The organism is Dermabacter sp. HSID17554, from assembly GCF_003989295.1.
Classification (GTDB): Bacteria; Actinomycetota; Actinomycetes; order Actinomycetales; family Dermabacteraceae; genus Dermabacter; species Dermabacter vaginalis.
In genome coordinates this window covers 544,197-561,908 of the sequence record NZ_RBLW01000001.1, presented here as the reverse complement: position 1 = coordinate 561,908, position 17,712 = coordinate 544,197, and the positions used below count along the sequence as shown (strand labels likewise).

The 17,712-nt window shown below is 64.0% G+C and carries 17 protein-coding genes and 1 tRNA gene; 14 read left to right on the top strand and 4 right to left on the bottom strand.

Features of this window, described 5'->3' with window-relative positions; translation table 11 throughout:
* The first annotated feature begins 16 nt into the window (after positions 1-16).
* Genes hrpA through D8M36_RS02575 form a run of 4 tightly spaced genes read left to right on the top strand, consistent with a single transcriptional unit; the run spans position 17 to position 7,500 of the window.
* Positions 17-3,937, top strand: a complete 3,921-nt coding sequence (gene hrpA / locus D8M36_RS02590; protein ID WP_126846475.1) for an ATP-dependent RNA helicase HrpA — start codon at positions 17-19, stop codon at positions 3,935-3,937.
* A 40-nt stretch (positions 3,938-3,977) separates the two neighbouring features.
* Positions 3,978-5,177, top strand: a complete 1,200-nt coding sequence (locus D8M36_RS02585; RefSeq protein ID WP_126846473.1) for an NAD(P)-dependent malic enzyme — start codon at positions 3,978-3,980, stop codon at positions 5,175-5,177.
* Between the two features lie 9 nt (positions 5,178-5,186).
* Positions 5,187-5,594 carry a DUF3039 domain-containing protein gene (locus D8M36_RS02580; RefSeq protein ID WP_126846471.1) on the top strand — a complete coding sequence of 136 codons (408 nt, stop codon included), beginning with the start codon at positions 5,187-5,189 and terminating at the stop codon, positions 5,592-5,594.
* A gap of 40 nt (positions 5,595-5,634) precedes the next feature.
* A complete protein-coding gene (locus D8M36_RS02575; RefSeq protein ID WP_150332980.1) occupies positions 5,635-7,500 on the top strand; it encodes a DEAD/DEAH box helicase in 1,866 nt (621 codons plus the stop codon).
* A gap of 73 nt (positions 7,501-7,573) precedes the next feature.
* Here D8M36_RS02575 and D8M36_RS02570 read toward each other — a convergent pair whose 3' ends face one another.
* A complete protein-coding gene (locus D8M36_RS02570) occupies positions 7,574-8,917 on the bottom strand; it encodes a nicotinate phosphoribosyltransferase (RefSeq protein ID WP_126846469.1) in 1,344 nt (447 codons plus the stop codon).
* 84 nt (positions 8,918-9,001) lie between these two features.
* On the opposite strand from D8M36_RS02570, the gene clpS reads away from it, so the two are divergent.
* The 6 genes from clpS to rdgB all read left to right on the top strand — a co-directional run bounded on the left by clpS (position 9,002) and on the right by rdgB (position 13,008).
* Positions 9,002-9,283, top strand: a complete 282-nt coding sequence (clpS, locus tag D8M36_RS02565) for an ATP-dependent Clp protease adapter ClpS (protein WP_126846468.1) — start codon at positions 9,002-9,004, stop codon at positions 9,281-9,283.
* Complete coding sequence (locus tag D8M36_RS02560) at positions 9,283-9,936, top strand: DUF2017 family protein (RefSeq protein ID WP_126846466.1); 654 nt, start codon at positions 9,283-9,285, stop codon at positions 9,934-9,936. The genes clpS and D8M36_RS02560 overlap by 1 nt, the downstream gene beginning before the upstream one ends.
* A gap of 71 nt (positions 9,937-10,007) precedes the next feature.
* Complete coding sequence (murI, locus tag D8M36_RS02555; protein ID WP_126846464.1) at positions 10,008-10,829, top strand: glutamate racemase; 822 nt, start codon at positions 10,008-10,010, stop codon at positions 10,827-10,829.
* A complete protein-coding gene (locus D8M36_RS02550; RefSeq protein ID WP_126846462.1) occupies positions 10,826-11,608 on the top strand; it encodes an MBL fold metallo-hydrolase in 783 nt (260 codons plus the stop codon). Before murI ends, D8M36_RS02550 begins: the two co-directional genes overlap by 4 nt.
* Positions 11,609-11,638: 30 nt before the next feature.
* On the top strand, positions 11,639-12,382 hold the full coding sequence (gene rph, locus D8M36_RS02545; RefSeq protein WP_055088512.1) for a ribonuclease PH: 744 nt from the start codon (positions 11,639-11,641) through the stop codon (positions 12,380-12,382).
* Complete coding sequence (gene rdgB / locus D8M36_RS02540; RefSeq protein WP_126846460.1) at positions 12,379-13,008, top strand: RdgB/HAM1 family non-canonical purine NTP pyrophosphatase; 630 nt, start codon at positions 12,379-12,381, stop codon at positions 13,006-13,008. The genes rph and rdgB overlap by 4 nt, the downstream gene beginning before the upstream one ends.
* 19 nt (positions 13,009-13,027) lie before the next feature.
* On the opposite strand, the gene D8M36_RS02535 is transcribed toward rdgB, so the two are convergent.
* The 3 genes from D8M36_RS02535 to D8M36_RS02525 form a co-directional block, all read right to left on the bottom strand.
* Positions 13,028-13,564 (bottom strand): DUF4916 domain-containing protein, encoded by a 537-nt coding sequence (locus tag D8M36_RS02535; protein ID WP_126846458.1) that lies wholly within the window; start codon positions 13,562-13,564, stop codon positions 13,028-13,030.
* On the bottom strand, positions 13,561-14,289 hold the full coding sequence (locus D8M36_RS02530; RefSeq protein ID WP_126846456.1) for a histidine phosphatase family protein: 729 nt from the start codon (positions 14,287-14,289) through the stop codon (positions 13,561-13,563). Before D8M36_RS02530 ends, D8M36_RS02535 begins: the two co-directional genes overlap by 4 nt.
* A 43-nt stretch (positions 14,290-14,332) precedes the next feature.
* Positions 14,333-14,414: transfer RNA gene (locus tag D8M36_RS02525), tRNA-Leu, on the bottom strand.
* A gap of 105 nt (positions 14,415-14,519) precedes the next feature.
* On the opposite strand from D8M36_RS02525, the gene D8M36_RS10120 reads away from it, so the two are divergent.
* The 4 genes from D8M36_RS10120 to D8M36_RS02505 are packed head-to-tail and all read left to right on the top strand — an operon-like array spanning position 14,520 to position 17,703.
* The gene (locus D8M36_RS10120; RefSeq protein WP_061211658.1) at positions 14,520-14,834 is read left to right on the top strand and encodes a hypothetical protein; all 315 of its coding nucleotides are present in this window, start codon (positions 14,520-14,522) and stop codon (positions 14,832-14,834) included.
* Entirely contained in the window at positions 14,831-15,154 is a 324-nt protein-coding gene (locus D8M36_RS02515; protein ID WP_016664946.1) for a GroES family chaperonin, read from the top strand. Before D8M36_RS10120 ends, D8M36_RS02515 begins: the two co-directional genes overlap by 4 nt.
* Positions 15,155-15,187: 33 nt before the next feature.
* The gene (locus D8M36_RS02510; RefSeq protein ID WP_061211659.1) at positions 15,188-15,940 is read left to right on the top strand and encodes an SDR family oxidoreductase; all 753 of its coding nucleotides are present in this window, start codon (positions 15,188-15,190) and stop codon (positions 15,938-15,940) included.
* 44 nt (positions 15,941-15,984) lie between these two features.
* On the top strand, positions 15,985-17,703 hold the full coding sequence (locus tag D8M36_RS02505; protein WP_126846454.1) for a cation:proton antiporter: 1,719 nt from the start codon (positions 15,985-15,987) through the stop codon (positions 17,701-17,703).
* The last annotated feature ends 9 nt before the right edge of the window (positions 17,704-17,712 follow it).

Below are 17,712 nucleotides of genomic sequence, written 5' to 3'. Positions count from 1 at the left end.
CTACGATAGAGGGGATATGAGCCCCAGGAACGAGAACTCTGGCGCCCTCCCTCGCGAAGGAGAGCCGCGCCTCGCGATCACTTATCCCGCTGACCTTCCCGTCTCGCAGCAGCGCGAGGAGATCCAGCGTGCGATCCGCGACAACCAAATCGTGATCGTCGCAGGGGAGACGGGCTCGGGCAAAACAACACAGCTGCCAAAAATGCTGCTCGAGCTCGGTTACGGAGCCCGCGGCCGCATGATCGGGCACACCCAACCCCGAAGAATCGCCGCCCGAAGTGTCGCAAGCCGCATCGCTCACGAACTCGGCGAAAAACTCGGCGAGGGAGCCGTCGGATACCAGGTGCGGTTCACGAAAAACACCGCCGAATCCACGCGCCTCAAGGTCATGACCGACGGCATCCTGCTCTCAGAGATTCACGGCGACCGGCAGCTGAAGAAGTACGACGCGATCATCATCGACGAGGCCCACGAGCGCAGCCTCACGATCGATATGCTCCTCGGCTACCTCAAACGCATCGCTCGCCGCCGCCTGGACCTCAAAATCATCATCACCTCGGCGACAATCGACCCCGAACGTTTCGCCGAGTTCTTCGGGAAGAAGGACCGCGCGGGTGACCTGCACCCCGCCCCCATTATCGAGGTGTCGGGCCGCACCTATCCGGTGGAGATCCGTTATCGACCGCTCGTGCTCGAGCCCGAGGTTGAAGAAGAGGGAGACCTCGCCGACCTCCGCAGCGAGGAGCGCGACCTCACCGAGGCCATCACCGACGCATGCGATGAACTTATCGCTGAAGGGCCGGGCGACATCCTCGTGTTCCTCCCCGGTGAGCGCGAAATTCGCGAGGTCGGGGAAGAACTCGAGGCACACCTCAGAAAACGCGGAGGGGCCGCGAGCCGCACCGACGTTCTTCCCCTATTCGGCCGCCTCTCCGAGCAGGATCAGCAGAAGATTTTTAGCCCGCCGAAAAACGGCCGCCGTCGGATCGTCCTCGCGACAAACGTCGCGGAAACCTCCCTCACCGTTCCGGGCATTAAATACGTCGTCGATTCGGGGCTCGCGCGCATCTCCCGCTACTCGCAGCGCACGAAGGTCCAGCGCCTTCCGATCGAGCCGATCAGCCAGGCGAGCGCCAAGCAGCGCTCCGGCCGCTCGGGCCGCACGAGCCCCGGCATAGCGATTCGCCTCTACTCCGAGCAGGATTTCGACACGCGCCCCGAGTTCACCGAGCCCGAGATTCTCCGTACGGCCCTTGCAAGCGTCGTCCTGCAGATGACCGCTCTCGGCCTCGGCGACATCGAGAGCTTCGAGTTCGTCGAAGCCCCCGATAAACGTGCGGTGCGTGATGGCGTGCGCCTTCTCGAAGAACTCGGTGCGATTCGACCCGAGAAAAACGCGCCCGGAGGCCGCACCCTCACCCACATTGGTGAACAAATCTCACGTTTCCCGCTCGACCCACGCATGGCGCGCATGCTGCTCGAGGCCGATAAGCGCGGCGCACTCCGCGAGGTTCTCGTCATTGTTGCTGCCCTCTCGATTCAGGATCCGCGCGAACGCCCCCTCGAAAAGAAAGCGCACGCGGATCAGCTGCACGCGCGTTTCACGCATGAGACAAGCGACTTCCTCACCTACCTCAAGCTGTGGCGCCACCTGAGCGAGCGCCGTAAGGAGCTCTCGAACTCAGCTTTTAAACGCGAGGTCAAGAGCGAGTATCTGCACTACGTGCGCATCCGCGAATGGTGGGACCTGCACGCACAGCTCAAAGACATGTGCCGCGATGTGGTGCTGCGACCGTCGGACAACCCGGCGAGCGAGGCGAGCATCCACCAGAGTTTGCTGGCGGGGCTCCTCAGCCACGTGGGGCTCTACGATGAGCGCACGCGTGACTATCAGGGTGCGCGCAACTCCCGCTTCGTCGTGTGGCCAGGGAGCGCGATCGCCAAGAAACGTCACGACTACGTCATGGCCGCCGAGCTCGTGGAGACTTCACGCCTGTTCGCGCGCACCGCCGCGAAGATCGATCCCGCGTGGATCGAGGACGTGGGCGCCCACGTGCTGAAACGCTCCTACTCCGAGCCGCACTGGAGTTCCAAGAAGGCGAGCGCGATGGCCTACGAGAAAGCGACCCTCTACGGCGTGCCGATCATCGCGCGCCGGGCCGTGGCCTATGGTCGCATCGATCCCGAGCTTTCGCGCGAGATTTTCATTCAGCATGCCCTGATCGAGGGACAGTGGAGCACGCGCCACCACTTCTTTCGCGACAATGTGCGACTCATCGAGGAGCTCGAGGAACTCGAGAACAAGGCGAGGCGCAGAGACCTCATCGCGGGCGACGCCGCACTGTTCGAGTTTTATGACGCGCGCATCCCTGCGAAGGTGACGAGTGGGCGGCACTTCGATGCGTGGTGGAAAAAGCAGCGCCACGAGACCCCCGAACTCTTGCATCTCACGCGCGACATTCTGCTCGAAGACGATGCGGAGGAGCACGCCGCGGGGTTCCCGGACACGTGGGTGCAGGGGGATATTACGCTCGCGCTTCGGTACGCGTTCGAGCCTTCGGCTCGAGAGAGTTCCGACGCTTCCCGGCCGTCCACGAAGGGAACTGTGAAGGATGGCGTGACGGCGCTCGTTCCCCTCGCTGTGCTCGGCAGGCTTGAGGCAAAAGGTTTCGACTGGCTCGTGCCAGGCATGCGCGAGGAAAAAATCGCGGAGCTCATTCGCACACTTCCGAAGCCGATCCGGCGCCACCTCATCCCCGCCCCCGATAAAGCGCGCGCTGTCGCCCAGGTTCTTCGCGAGGACGACCCGAACACCGGCGAAAGGTTCGTCGAAGCCGTTGCTGACGAGCTCGTAGCGCTCCCCGGAGTGCCAGATGATCTCCCGCTCTATGGCGACGAGTTCGAGGTGACGAAGCTTCCCGCGCACTTGCGCATGCATTTTTCTGTACGCGATGACCGGGGTCGAGAGATCGGCTCGGGCGACGATCTTGACGCGCTCAAGAAAAAGCACCGCGCGCGCGTTGAATCGAGCGCAGCGCGCCAGGCGGAGTCCTTCGGTGATCGTGACCTCGAGGGCTTTCCCGACTTCGAGATTCCGCCCACGAAGCGCAATCGGCAGGGCGGCCTCAACGTCGTCGTGTATCCCGCGCTCAAGCTGCGTGAGGAGGGCGGCAAGGTGAGCGTTGATCTCACGGCGATGCCCACCGCTCTGGATCAGCGACGGGAGCACGTGCGTGCCGTGACGCACCTCGTGACGGAGGCGCTCGGCTCCGATTCGGCGCAGGTGCTTTCCTCGCTCCCGAACCCCACGAAGCTCGCGATCTCGCAATCGAGCTATGGGAGCGCGAAGGCGCTTCTTGCGGACGCCTCGCTTGCGGCGACAGCGGAGCTCATTTCACACACCGAAAGCAAGGGCCTCGTTTTCACGAAGGCTGAGTTTGATGGTCTCGTGGAGGCCACGAGCTCCGCGCATGCGGAGCTTTCGCGCACGCTCGTGCTCGCCGCGATCGATGCCCTCGCGGTGCACGCGAAACTCCAGCGTGCCGTCTCGAAGGTCTCGAGTCTCGCTGTGCTTCAGCAGCTCACGCAGATCCGTGAACATGCCGACTCGCTCACCTCCGGGCGCTTTATCTCGCGTACGCCCGCGCACATCGTCCCCGAGATCCCCCGCTACCTCAAAGCTGACCTCCACAGAGTCGAGAAAATGCAGGACAACCCCGCGCGCGATGCGCAACTCGCGTGGCAGCTCGAGGACCTCAAGGGCATGTTCGACAAGGCGAAACACAAGCTCTCGGCCGAAGTGCTCGAGAGTGAGGAGGCGCGCAAGATCCCGTGGATGCTCGAGGAGCTACGCGTATCTTTCTTTGCCCAACAGCTTGGAACCAGGTACACGGTTTCGGATAAGAGAGTGCGCCGCGCGATCGCGGATCTCGGCTAAGTCCCGGTAGGAGGGCCCCGCGCGTGCAAAGATGAGGGGCATGGCTACGCACACACCCGACAACACCGAACCTACACGCCTCGCGACCGGCACCGCGGCTGTCGAACGCCGCATTTTCGAGGCCCACGAGGGCGGGAAGCTCACGGTCGAGCCCACCGCCCCGATCGACAATGCCGACGACCTTGCGATTGTGTATACCCCGGGCGTTGCCCGCGTTGTGGAGGAGATCGCCGAGCACCCCGAGAAGGCACGCGAATTCACGATCAAGAAGAACACGGTCGCGGTTGTCACTGACGGCTCCGCGATCCTCGGCCTCGGCGACCGCGGCCCGCTTGCCGCGCTTCCCGTCATGGAGGGAAAGGCAGCGCTGTTCTCGCGTTTCGCGGGTGTGGACGCCTTTCCGATCTGCCTTGACGCACACGACGTAGACGAGATCGTCGCCCACGTGAAAGCTATCGCCCCCGCCTTTGCAGGTATCAACCTCGAGGATATTTCCGCGCCGCGCTGCTTCGAGATCGAGGACCGTTTGCGTGCCGAGCTCGATATTCCCGTGTTTCACGACGATCAGCACGGCACGGCCGTGTGCGTGCTCGCGGCCCTCACCAACGCGCTCAAAGTCGTGGGAAAGAGGATCGATGAAGTCCGCATCGCGATGTCGGGTGCGGGCGCGGCCGGCACGGCGATCCTTCGGCTTCTCCTTGCAGCCGGCGCGCGCGATGTGATCGTGACCAACTCGAAGGGCATCGTGACGACGGGCCGCACAAAGGGCGACCGCCTCGAGTGGATCGCGGATCACACGAACCCTCGCGGAGTCGAGGGCGGGCTGCGCGAAGCCGTTGCCGGCGCCGACGTGTTTATCGGCGTGAGCGTGCCGAACATCCTCGACGAGGAAATGCTGAGGAGCATGAACGCGCGCGCAATTGTGTTCGCACTTTCGAATCCCGTTCCCGAGGTCGACCCGGATATCGCGTGGCAGCACGCTGCCGTTGTGGCCACCGGTCGTAGCGATTTCGCGAACCAGATCAATAACGTGCTTGCCTTCCCAGGTGTGTTCCGCGGTCTCATTGATGCTCACGCGCGCGAGGTGACCGACGAAGCTCTCCTCGCGGCGGCCCACGCGATCGCTGCCGTGGTGAGCGACGATGAGCTTTCAGCCCGCCACATCGTGCCGAGCGTGTTTGACGAGCGCGTGACCCCGGCCGTAGCGCACGCTGTCGCAGGCTCGGGCGAGCGCGGTTAGGATCGATCCATGAGCATTTCACGCATTCGTTTCACGGCCTCGATTTCGGATCCGAACTCTCCGGACCACGGCGCGCCTCAGGCCCCCGCGGCCCCTGGCGCCGCCCCGAGCTCGACCGCGGTGCTCGAGCGCGAGGAGCAAACCGAGGACGCCGACCCCGGCGATCACGACCGCTTCGCCCACTATGTGCAGAAAGAAAAGATCGCGAAGGCCGCACTCAATAATTCACCGGTGATCGCCCTGTGCGGCAAGGTGTGGGTTCCGGGCCGAGACCCGAAGAAATACCCCGTGTGCCCGCAGTGCAAGGAGATCTACGAAGGCATAGGTGACGGAGGCAACTCGAGCGAAGGCGACGATAAAGGACGAGGTAAAGGCGGGTTTGGCGGCTTCCGTGGGCTTTTCGGCTCGGGTCGCTAAGGCACTCTAAGCGCTCACGGGTTTATCGTGGAGGGCGCCTATGAATGCCCACGATTCTTCCGCTTCGCCCGACCTGTTCTCGAACTACCTGGAGTCCACTCGCGCGAACGAGCAGCAGGCGCCGGCCGTGCATACCCAGGCAACGCCGCGCAAGCCTTCATCGTTTGCGGCGCAGCAAATGCCGCCGGCATTTCCCGAGCGAGCGGCGTGGGGCACGGCTCCGAAGCTTCGTGCGTGGCAGGCTGAGGCGCTGAGGCTCTACCAGGATTCGCAACCGCGCGACTTCATGACGGTCGCGACGCCTGGTGCCGGTAAAACGACCTTTGCGCTCCAGGTTGCCGCGGGCCTTCTTCGCGAGGGGATCGTGCGCCGCGTGACGGTCGTTGCTCCCACGGAGCACCTTAAAACTCAGTGGGCGGATTCCGCGTTGCGCGTGGGGATCCAGATTGATCCGAATTTTTCCAACGCCCAGGGGCGCCACGGCGATCACTACCAGGGCGTGGCACTGACATACGCCCAGGTGGGCGCGAACCCTCGGTTGCATCGGGCGCGAACGGAGGCTGCGCCGACCCTCGTGATCCTCGACGAGATTCATCACGCGGGTGATGCACTCACGTGGGGTGACGGTGTGCGCGAGGCCTTCGACCCGGCGAAGCGGCGCCTCGCACTTACGGGCACGCCCTTCCGCTCGGATGATGCCCACATTCCTTTCGTGCGCTACGAAGCCGATGGCGAGGGCTTCCTCCGCTCCAAGGCCGATTACACCTACGGTTACCGCGAGGCGCTCCAGGACCACGTTGTGCGCCCGGTGCTCTTCATGACGTATTCGGGTCGCATGCACTGGCGCACGAAGAGCGGGGATGAGGTCTCAGCACAGCTCGGCGGCCTCGAAACGAAAGACATCATGCAACAGGCGTGGCGTACGGCGCTCGACCCGAAGGGCGAGTGGATCCCCACGGTTCTCCAGGCGGCCGACCAGCGCCTCACGGAAGTGCGGCGCGGTGTGAAGGACGCGGGCGGTCTCGTGATTGCAACGGACCAATCAACCGCGCGCGCCTACGCGAAGATTCTCGAGCGCATCACGGGGGAGAAGCCCACTCTCGTGCTTTCTGATGACTCGAGCGCTGGTCGCAAAATCGAGGCGTTCAATGACTCGACTGACCGCTGGATGGTGGCGGTGCGCATGGTCTCCGAGGGCGTTGACGTTCCGCGTCTTTCCGTGGGCGTCTACGCGACCTCGACCTCGACCCCGATGTTCTTTGCCCAGGCGGTGGGGCGTTTCGTGCGCTCGCGCACGCGCGGTGAAACGGCGAGCGTGTTCCTGCCCTCGGTCCCCGTTCTCCTCGGCCTCGCGAATGAAATGGAAGCTGAACGCGATCACGTTCTCGACATGCGCGAGAAAGAACAGCTCGATCCCGAAACGGGCCTTGACGAGGATGCGCTGCGTGAAGCAAATCGCGAGGAAAAAGCGAGCGGTGAGCTCGAGGGCAGCTACGAGGCTCTCGAGTCCGATGCCCACTTCGACCGCGTGCTTTTCGACGGCGGTGAATACGGCACGCTCGCGATGGCGGGCAGCGAAGAGGAGCAAGAGTTTCTGGGGATTCCCGGCCTTCTCGAGCCGGAACAAGTGACCTCGCTTTTGCGTGAGCGGCAGAGGAATCAGCAGCAGCGAAGTGCGCGTCACTCGAGTGCCCCCGCGGCGCCCACGCACCGTGACGTGACGGCGCTTCGCAAGGAGCTTAGCTCGCTCGTGTCGGGCTGGGCGAGGCGCACGGGAACCCCGCACGGCCAGGTGCATAACGAGCTGCGTCGCCGCTCGGGTGGCCCGGCCGTTCCGCAGGCGAGCGCCGAGCAGATTCAAAAAAGGATCGACATTCTCCGCGGCTGGTTCGTGGGGAGGAAATAATCCGACGCTTGCCTGGCCAGGCGAATCTTCCACACTTTGCGCCGCGTGGCTCGCGGTGGCGGAGTCCGAAGCGTCAGTGCGAAAGCTCCTGAAGTTCCTGAAGAGAATGCACAACGGGGAGCAGTACCGCGCCGTCCTGGCCCGTGCGAATGTGCAAATCGGCGAGCGAGAGTTCCTCGAGCGCGCGTTCGTGTACGCGGCGCGCTTTCTCGATACGCTCCCACTGGCTGCGGGAGTCGAGAACCTCACCGTTTTCCACGAGGCGTGTGAGGAGCGGGCGCGCGTTGAGGGAGGCCGACGGCTGTTCGCCCGAATCGTCGGCGAGAACGAGCTCGGCGCGGGCCGCACCGTTCGCATCGCACACGCGATAGGCACGCTTGCTCCCCGCGATCGTGGCTTTTTGCGCGGATTTCTTCGCGACGGCTTCCATCGTGCCGGAAGAGTTTTCGCGTTCGACGAGCTTGAACACGAAGCCCTGTGCGGGGTGGTCGCCGCCCGTCACGAGGCGCGTGCCGATGCCGTACCCGTCGAGTGGATAGTCGCGAAGGTCAAAAACGCGGTATTCATCGAGGTCGCTCGTCGCGGTGATCCTCGTGTCCGTTGCTCCGAGGGCATCGAGCTGGGCTCGCACCTCGCGCGCCGTTTGCCCAAGATTCCCGGAGTCGATGCGTACGGCTCCGAGGTCGGGGCCTGCGATCTCAACGGCGGAGTCGAGAGCTTCGCGAATGTCGAAGGTGTCCACGAGAAGGCTTGTTCCCGCACCGAGTGAGTGTACTTGTGCGCGAAAGGCGTCCGCTTCCGTGTCAAAGAGGAGCGTGAAGGCATGGGCGGAGGTCCCCACAACGGGAATGTCGTAGATCCGTCCAGCCTCGAGGTTCGAGGTCGAGGAGAAGCCCACGATCGCGGCGGCGCGCGAGGCCGCAACGGCAGCGTGTTCGTGCACGCGTCGTGAGCCCATCTCGATGCATGGACGCCCCTGAGCGGCCTGGATCATGCGCGAGCCGACCGAGGCAATCGCCGAATCGTGATTGAGGATCGAGAGTACGAGGGTTTCAAGGAGCACGCACTGCTCAAACGTGCCTTCGATGCGCACCACGGGGGAGTTGGGGAAAAAGACCTCCCCTTCGGCATAGGCCTCGATGTTCCCCTCGAAGCGGTACCCCTCGAGGTAGGCGAGCAGATCCTCCGTAAATTGCCCGGTCGAGCGCAAAAAATCGAGGTCGGTTTCATCGAAACGGAAATCCGCGAGCGCGTCGAGAATGCGCCCAATCCCGGCGAAGGCGCCATAGCGTCGCCCATCGGGGAGCGAGCGCGTGAAAACTTCGAATACGCAACGGCGATCCGCAACGCCCGCTTCGCGTGCGGCCTGGATCATGGTGAGTTCGTACAGATCAGTGTAAAGAGAAGTTGTCGCCACGAACTAAGCCTAAACGAGGAAGCCGGGTAGTCTTAAGCTTCATGCCCGTAAGGAGTGCGAGCTTGAGGCGAGGGAGGAGACGCCGTGCGTGAAAAGGGCCAGAGTGAACCCCTGGCAAGCGTCGGAACCGAAACCGACCGGAAGTGGAACACCGTGGTGCTCAACGACGCCGTCAACGAGCAAACGTACGTGACGTTCGTGTTCCGCACCCATTTTGGTTACGCGCGCTCGAAGGCCCACGCGCTCATGATGCAGGTCCATACCGAAGGCCGCGCGATTGTGTCGTGCGACGGCCGCGAGCAAGCGGAGGCCCACGTGGGGGCGATGCACGAATTCGGTCTCCTCGCCATTCTCGAGGAGGCATAGTGGCGCACTCGTTCATTGCGCGTGCCGACGGTCGCCTCATGTGCAGGCTCGAGGCGGAAGAGCGCTCCGTGCTCGCTCAGGTCGCCGGGGAAATCACCGACCTCATCCGCGTCGACCTCGGGATTGGCGATCAGGGCCTTGATGATCGAGACCCCCGCGAGGCGATGTCGGAAGATCCGCTCGCGAGGCTTGAAGCGGAAACCGTGCGTGCCCGCACGGAAGCGCCGCGTGACAGTGCCACGAAGCGACTCTTCCCATCCGCAAGCGACAATGACGAGGACGCGGGGGAGTACCGCCGACTCACGCAAGCGAACCTCGCCGAAACCCACATCGCGAACCTGAGTGCGCTGCGCGCGAGCCTTGAGGCCGCGGGCGATATCGGCGGTGAAGGGCCACACGATGAAATCGTGATTGAACGTGCCGATGCGCTCGCGTGGCTCAAAGCGCTCAACCTCATCCGGCTCGTGCTCGCCGACCGCATGGGCATCGAAAATGACGGCGATTTTGAGGCGCTCCAGCTTCTGTGTTCGAACGATCTCGAGGAGGTCGAGGCTGAGCCGGGAGTCGCCGGCATGGAATTCCTCGCGACTCTCTACGAGTTCGCGTCGTGGCTCCAAGCGACCCTCATCGGGGCCCTGAACTCCCGCTCGTAGAGGCCTGTGAGATCGCTTGCACGGGTGTGCCGATGCACTCGCAAGCGAAGGTGGCTCGATAGATTGAACGCGTGAACGATTCACCCATCGGGATTTTTGATAGCGGGATCGGCGGGCTCACTGTCGCGCGCGCGATCATCGATCAGTTGCCGAATGAAGAGCTTTTCTACATCGGCGATACCGCCCATACGCCCTATGGCGACAAGCCGCTCGCGACGGTGCGGGAGTACGCCCTCGGGGTCATGGACGAACTCGTGGCCCACGACGTGAAGATGCTCGTCATCGCCTGCAATACGGCTACCGCCGCGGTTCTCGCCGATGCGCGCGAACGCTACAGCGTTCCCGTTCTCGAAGTCATCAAGCCTGCCGTGCGCCGCGCAGTGTCGGTCACGCACAACAAACGCGTGGGCGTGATCGGGACGCGCGGAACCGTAAAGTCGGGCGCCTACCAGGACGCCTTCTCCGCGGCGGTCGACGTGCACGTCGAAGCTGCCGCGTGCCCCCGCTTCGTGGAATTCCTCGAAAACGGCACCGATTCCGGCGACGAGGTCCTCGCCGCCGCCGAGGAATACCTCGCGCCGCTCAAGAGGGCGGGTGTCGACACCCTCGTGCTCGGCTGCACCCACTACCCGTTGCTCGCGGGCGTCATTAGCTATGTCATGGGTCCCGATGTCACTCTCGTGTCGTCTTCGGAGGAGACGGCGATGGACGTGTATCGCACCCTCCAGGAGAAGGACCTCATGCGCACCGCGGCAACGCCGCCGCGACACGTGTTCGCCGAGACTGCGCCGCGCGTAGGGCGCACGAGCAATTTCGAGCGGCTCTCGCAGCGATTCCTGGGCCCCGCGATGACCCACACGACTTCCATCCCCGTGATCGAGGAGGATGCATGAGCATCGAACTGACCGTGGTGGGCTGCTCCGGCAGCTACGAGGGGCCGGGCGAACCCGCCTCGTGCTACCTCGTGACCGTCCCGGGCAAGCACGGTAAACCCTTTCGCATCCTCATCGACTGCGGTAACGGTGCCCTCTCGAATCTCCACAAGGTCATCGACCCCTCCCACATCGACATCATCCTCGTCTCGCACCTGCACGCGGATCACTTCCTCGACCTCGCGGGGCTCGAGGTGTACCTCGCCTATCACCCCCTCGTGAATTGCCCGACCGTGCGCGTCTTCGCGCCCGAGGGCATCGATGAACGCTTGAGCGCCGCAACAGGCAACCCCGACCCGATCCCGCCGGGGGCGAGCCGCGCGCCCTACGAGTTCATCCCGCTTGCCGAGGGCGACAGCATCGAGGCAGGCCGCGCGATCATTACTGCGGTTGCCGTTGAACACCCCGTACCGGCGTTTGGCTTCCGCATAGACGTGGGCGACACGGTGCTCGCCTACACGGGTGACACGGATACATGCGAGGGCGCCTCGACCGTCGCGCACGGCGCCGATCTTCTCCTATGCGAGGCCGGTTACGTGGAGGGGCGCGACGACCACTTCCAAGGCATCCACCTCACAGGGAAACGCGCGGGGATCCTCGCGCGCGAGGCCGGTGCGAAAAAGCTCCTTCTCACGCACATTCCGCCGTGGACCGACCGCGAGGTCCCGCTCGAGGAGGCGCGCGCCGAATTCGACGGGCCCCTCGAGCTCGCCGAGGCGCTTCACACCTACACGCTTTAACCGAACCTAGCGACCACCGAGGAGAAAGCCATGACCGAGCAGATCACCCGAGTCGACGGCCGCACCGTCGACCAGCTCCGCGACGTGACGATCACGCGCGGCTGGCTCGACCACGCCGAAGGCAGTTGCCTCATTGAGTTCGGCCGCACGCGCGTTTTGTGCGCGGCGAGCTTCACCGAGGGCGTGCCGCGCTGGAAGAAGGGCAGTGGCACCGGTTGGGTGACCGCCGAGTACGCGATGCTGCCGCGCGCGACCGGCACACGCTCGGATCGCGAAAGCGTGAAAGGCAAGATTGGCGGGCGCACTCACGAAATCTCGCGCCTCATCGGCCGTTCGCTGCGCAGCGTCGTCGATATGAAAGCTCTCGGTGAGAACACGATTCAGCTCGATTGCGACGTGCTCCAAGCTGACGGCGGCACGCGCACCGCCGCGATCACCGGCGCATACGTCGCCCTCGTTGATGCGATCACGTGGGGCAAGCGCCACGCGTCGATCCCCGTGCTCGCCGACGTGCTTCGCGACTCCGTTTCCGCCGTGAGCGTGGGCATCATCGACGGCACGCCAATGCTCGACCTCGAGTACCGAGAGGACGTGAAGGCCGAGACCGACATGAATGTCGTGATGACCGGCTCTGGTGACTTCGTTGAGGTGCAGGGAACCGCCGAGGGTGCGCCATTCAGCTACGACGAACTCCACCGGTTGCTCGGCCTCGCCTCGAAAGGCTGCGAAGAGCTCATCCAGATGCAGCTTGCGGCGTTTGAGGAAAGCAAGTGAGCGTGAGCGCGAAGGTTGTGCTCGCGAGCCACAACCAAAAGAAACTTAAGGAGCTCCGCGAGGTGCTCGCGAATGCCATCGACGGGTTCGATCCCGCGCAGGTCGTCTCGAGCGCGGACCTCGGCCTCACCGACCCTGTCGAGGACGGCGTGAGCTTTGAGGAGAACGCCCTGATCAAAGCCCACGCCGCCGCGGAAGAGAGCGGCCTCATCGCGATTGCTGACGACTCGGGCCTCGCCGTCGACATTCTCGGCGGAAGCCCCGGCATTTTTAGCGCACGCTGGTCGGGCCGCCACGGCGATGACGCGGCGAATAACGCGCTCCTTCTCGCCCAGCTTGCCGATATCGCGCCCGCCCACCGCGGGGCGCAGTTTGTGTGTGCGGCCGCCGCGGTTATTCCCGATTCCGACGGTGGCTCAGCCCAAGAGGTTGTCGAGCTCGGCTCGATGCGCGGGGCGCTCCTTCGCGCGCCGCGCGGTGAGGGAGGTTTTGGCTACGATCCGCTTTTCGTCCCTGAAGGGTACGAGAAGACGTCGGCTGAACTCACGCCCGAGGAAAAGAACGCGATTAGCCACCGCGGCAAGGCGTTTCGCGCCCTCGCTGCGCGCCTTTCGAGCTTGATCTAGTCGCGCGAGCTGTGTGCGGCTAGCTGACGCCGCCCGCAGCGAGGGCACGACGCACGAGGATCGCGTGCGATTCCTCGAGTTCGTCCATGACAGCCGAATCGAGGATTGTGGCAGCCTCGAACCACCCGAGATCGAGTGCGTCCTCCTGGGGTGCACAATCGCCCTCCACCGGAACGATGTACGCGAGCGAGACAGCATGCTGACGCGGATCCACGAATGGTGATTGGCCCGGCGTGGGGAAGTATTCCGCAACGGTAAACGGCACCATCGAGGTGGGAACTTTGGGGAGTGCGACCGTGCCGAGGTCCTTTTCCACGTGGCGAATAATCGCCTCGCGCAAGCTCTCGTGCACGAGTACGCGGCCCGAAACAAGGGAGCGGATGATGCGCCCGGAACCGTCGGCCCTCAGGAGCAGGCCGATCTCTTTGATGGCTCCGTAGGAGTCGAGTCGAACGGGGACGACATCGATGTAGAGGATCGGGAGCTTACGACGGAGCTCACGGATCTCGTCGTCGTCAAACCAGTTGGATTCGGTTCCCACTGCGGTGCGCGTCATCGTGACTCCTCGGTGGTGTGGCTAAGTGATTTTTCGGTTGTCGAGCGGTACGCCTCGAGTGCGGGGCGCTCGGCGAGCGGGAGAGTAGCTGGGTCAATGCCGTTTGGCGCATCCCAGGCAGGATCGAAGCGGGGGAGAGCCTCCTCCTCGTGTGCCCATTCGAATGGTTCGCGTAGCGAATAGCCCGCGATCATAGGGACTCGCCAGAGCGTGGGGGAGACCTCGAGGAGCGTGAGCGAGGTGTTAGGGAGCGAGGTGAAGTCCCGCTGTGCGACGGCACTGGCCAGGTACCGAATGAGAGTCCCGTGCGCGACCACGAGAACACGACCATCGGGGTGCTGCGCCGACACCTCGCGCACTGCTGCGCATGCGCGCTCGAGGACGGCATCGACGCTTTCCCGGCCGGGAAAATCGCGCTCTGGATAGGCCGCGTAGGCCTCGGCGCTGGGTTTGCCTTCCGCCCAGCCAAAATCGACTTCGCGGAACCCCTCGTGGACGCCGATCAACGGAAGGCTGTGGTCGGTCGCGATCACTTCGGCGGTGAGGCGGGCACGAATGAGAGGTGAGCTCATGACGCCGTCCCAGGCGAACTCCGGGGTGGAATCGAGAGCGTGATGGGCCTGCTCAACCCCGGTCGCGTTGAGGGGAACATCGCTTGCCCCCTGGAAGATGTGCGCGAGGTTCCAGTCCGTCTGGCCGTGACGGACGAGGCCAATCAGGGTCATCGCTTCCTCCTCAACGCTGGAGCGTTGTCGAGATGAGAGGGAGTACGCACGGGGGGACTTGAACCCCCACGCCCGAGGGCACTGGAACCTAAATCCAGCGCGTCTACCAATTCCGCCACGTGCGCATACCCGCCTAGCCTACCCGGCCAAGGGGTCGCGGTGAAAGTCCAGCCGGCGACCGGTAGACTCGAGCGGTACGACCACGCGACCATACATCCCGGGAGGAACTCGTGGGAAAGAAGAAGGAAAGCCTCGAGGAGATGAAGGGCGAGGCCCTGCGCCGCCAGGACAATCTCGCCGCTGACATCGACGAGCTGCTCGACCGCATCAACCCCGTCAACGCCATCCAGCGCTGGAAGAACGAAGCAACGGATTCCGCGAAGTCTTTTTTCGTCGCCGATAGCGGCGCCGTCAAGCCCGCACCGGTCGCGGGCCTCATCGGTGGCGCTCTCGGCCTTCTCGCGATCACCGCTGGCGCGATTGTCCTCGTGACGCGCACGCCGAAGGACGGCGACTACTACGACCGGGACTACCGTCAGAAGTGAGTGACACACCCGCGCTTCCGCTCCGGATGCTTCACGACCGCCTCTTGGTCGAGCCGGATCCCGAGGGCGAGCGCCGCAGCAAGTCCGGAATTCTGATCCCGGCAACCGTAAGCGTGTCGACTCGCCTGTCGTGGGCGAACGTCGTCGCCGCCGGTAGCAACGTGCGCCAGGTGCGCGTAGGCGATCGCGTGCTCTTTGATCCGGGCGACCGTGCCGAGGTCGAACTCGACGCGAAGGTATACGTGCTCCTTCGCGAACGCGACGTGCACGCCGTGTACGAAGATGCGCACGAGGGCGACGTTACCGGCCTCTATCTCTGAACCTTTTGCTCCTCCGATTGGAAGGAATCATTCATGACCACCACAAAAACCGCCGTCATCACAGGTTCGTCGCGAGGCGTGGGTGCTGACACCGCGAAGATTCTCGCCGCGGAAGGTTACAACGTCGTCGTCAACTATCGTCAAAAGGCGCCGCGGGCGAACAAGGTCGTGAAAGAAATCGAAGAGGCCGGCGGTCGCGCCGTCGCCGTGGGCGCCGACCTCACGAGCGAAGAGGATCTCGACCGCCTCATGCAAACGGCGATCGACGAGTTTGGTTCGCTCGATCTGCTCGTTCTCAACGCCTCAGGCGGTATGGAGAAGGACCTCGGCGACAACTACGCGCTTCGCCTCAACCGCGACGCACAATCGAACGCACTCACCGCGGCGCTCTCGCGCATGAATCCCGGCGGTCGCGTCATCTTCGTGACGAGCCACCAGGCGCACTTCATCAACGACGTTGACACCATGGACGCGTACGACGCGGTCGCGAAGTCGAAGCGCGCGGGCGAGGACGAGCTGACATCGCGCATCCCCGAGATGAGCGAGAAGGGCGTGAGCTTCGTGGTCGTCTCGGGCGACATGATCGAGGGAACGGTCACGGCAACACTCCTCAACCGCATGGAGCCGGGTGCGCTCGAGGCGCGTCGCGAGGCGGCCGGGAAGCTGTACTCGGTGCGCGAGTTCGCGGAAGAGATCGCGAAACTGGCGACGGCTGACCTGCCCACGGGGCACATTGAGCTCGTGGGCGGCGCACAGGACTTCCTCGCGCAGGTGGACGCGAAATGAGCATTATGACAGTGGGCCCCGCGCGCACGAGGAAAGAGCCATAAATGGAACTCATCGTCCTCGCGCTCGTGGGGCTCACCGTCCTCGTTGCCTCCGCACTTTTCTCGCGCCGCACCGGCATCGCGGCGCCGCTCCTCCTTCTCGTGCTCGGGATCGTCGCGAGCTTCACCCCGTGGATTCCCGACGTTGAACTCACGAACGAGATGGTTCTCCTCGGCGTGCTTCCGCCGATTCTTTTCGCCTCGGGGCGTAACGTTCCAGCGATCGAGCTTCGAAGGAACCTGAAGCCGATAGCGTGGCTCAGCATCGTCATGGTGATCGTGCCGGCGCTGGTCGTGGGCATCACGGTTCACGCTCTCTTTCGTGAGATCTCGCTTCCGCTTGCGATCGCCCTTGGCGCGGCGGTGTCCCCGATCGATGCAGTCGCGGCGACGAGCATTGGCCGAAGGCTCGGCCTGCCCGATCGCATCATGACCCTGCTTGAAGGGGAGAGCCTTTTTAACGACGCTGCGGCTCTCGTGACGATGCGGATGGCGGTTGCGGCCCTCGCTGCCGGCTTCTCGTTCGTGGAAGCGAGTATCGGTTTCCTGTGGGCCGTGGTAGGTGGCCTCGCGATCGGATACGTGGTGGGCAGGCTCATCAATTGGGCGCGCGGAAGGCTCGATGATCCGATCCTCGTGACCGTCGCGACCCTCGCGAGTCCGTGGGCGTCGTACATTCCCGCCGAGCAGGTGCATGCTTCTGGCGTGATCGCGGTTGTCGTGACCTCGGTGGTGATGTCTCACCTTGCGCCTCGCTCTCTCAACGCTGAGGAACGAGCGATGGTGAGGTCGACGTGGGCGACGGTGAGCTATGTGCTTGAGCACGCGGTGTTCCTCCTCATGGGCATGCAAATCACGCTGCTCGTGAGCGATTCACGGTTAAGTGGTGGCATGGGTAGCGTGTGGCTCATGGCAACCGTTGTGCTCGTTGTGCTCATCGTTTTGCGGGCCGTTGGGGTCGCGTGTGTCGTGTGGATGTCGAACCACCGTGAGGCTCGTGCGCGCGCCCTTGGCCGCACGCTCAAGGGTGGGCTTTCCGACGAGGGAGAACAGCGGGCGCGGATCCGCTTCGGTGAGAACTGGGAATCGGAAAGCTCGCGATGGCTCAACCGCACGCGAGCTGATATCGACTATGCGCTTACCGAGCAGATTTCGCCCAAGGGCGGAATCGTCCTCGCGTGGGCCGGGATGCGAGGAGTTGTGACGCTCGCGGCGATCCAAACTCTCCCGTATGTTGCGGGTGGGCAACTGGTTCAGCATCGCGAAACCGTGATCCTCGTGGCCTTCCTTGTTGCCGTGGCATCGCTCTTGCTTTTCGGAGGAACTCTTCCTTTCGTCATTCGGGCCACGGGGCTTGCGGCTCCCGGCGTTGATGAGCGCCGGCACGAGGAGAAAATGCTTGTGAGGAGCATGCTCGAGACTGTCAATCGCGAGCTAGGCCCCCTCGCCGACCAGCTGATTGACGGCGAGCCGGTCCCGCCTCACGTCATTGCGCGACTTGAGCGGCGTATGGCGGTGCTCAACAACCGCACGAATACGGAGGCGCTTCGCCTCGAGCGCGATACGCGCGATATTTACTGGGCGCTTTTCACGCGGTATCTCGACGCGCTCAGGCTTGCCCTCGAGGAGGAGCGCTCCGTGGGTGCGTACTCCCACCATGCGCTCCGTGCGGCGGAGGAGATGCTCGACCGGTTCGAGGTCAACTCTCGCTCGCGCGGCTAAGTCCCGGCG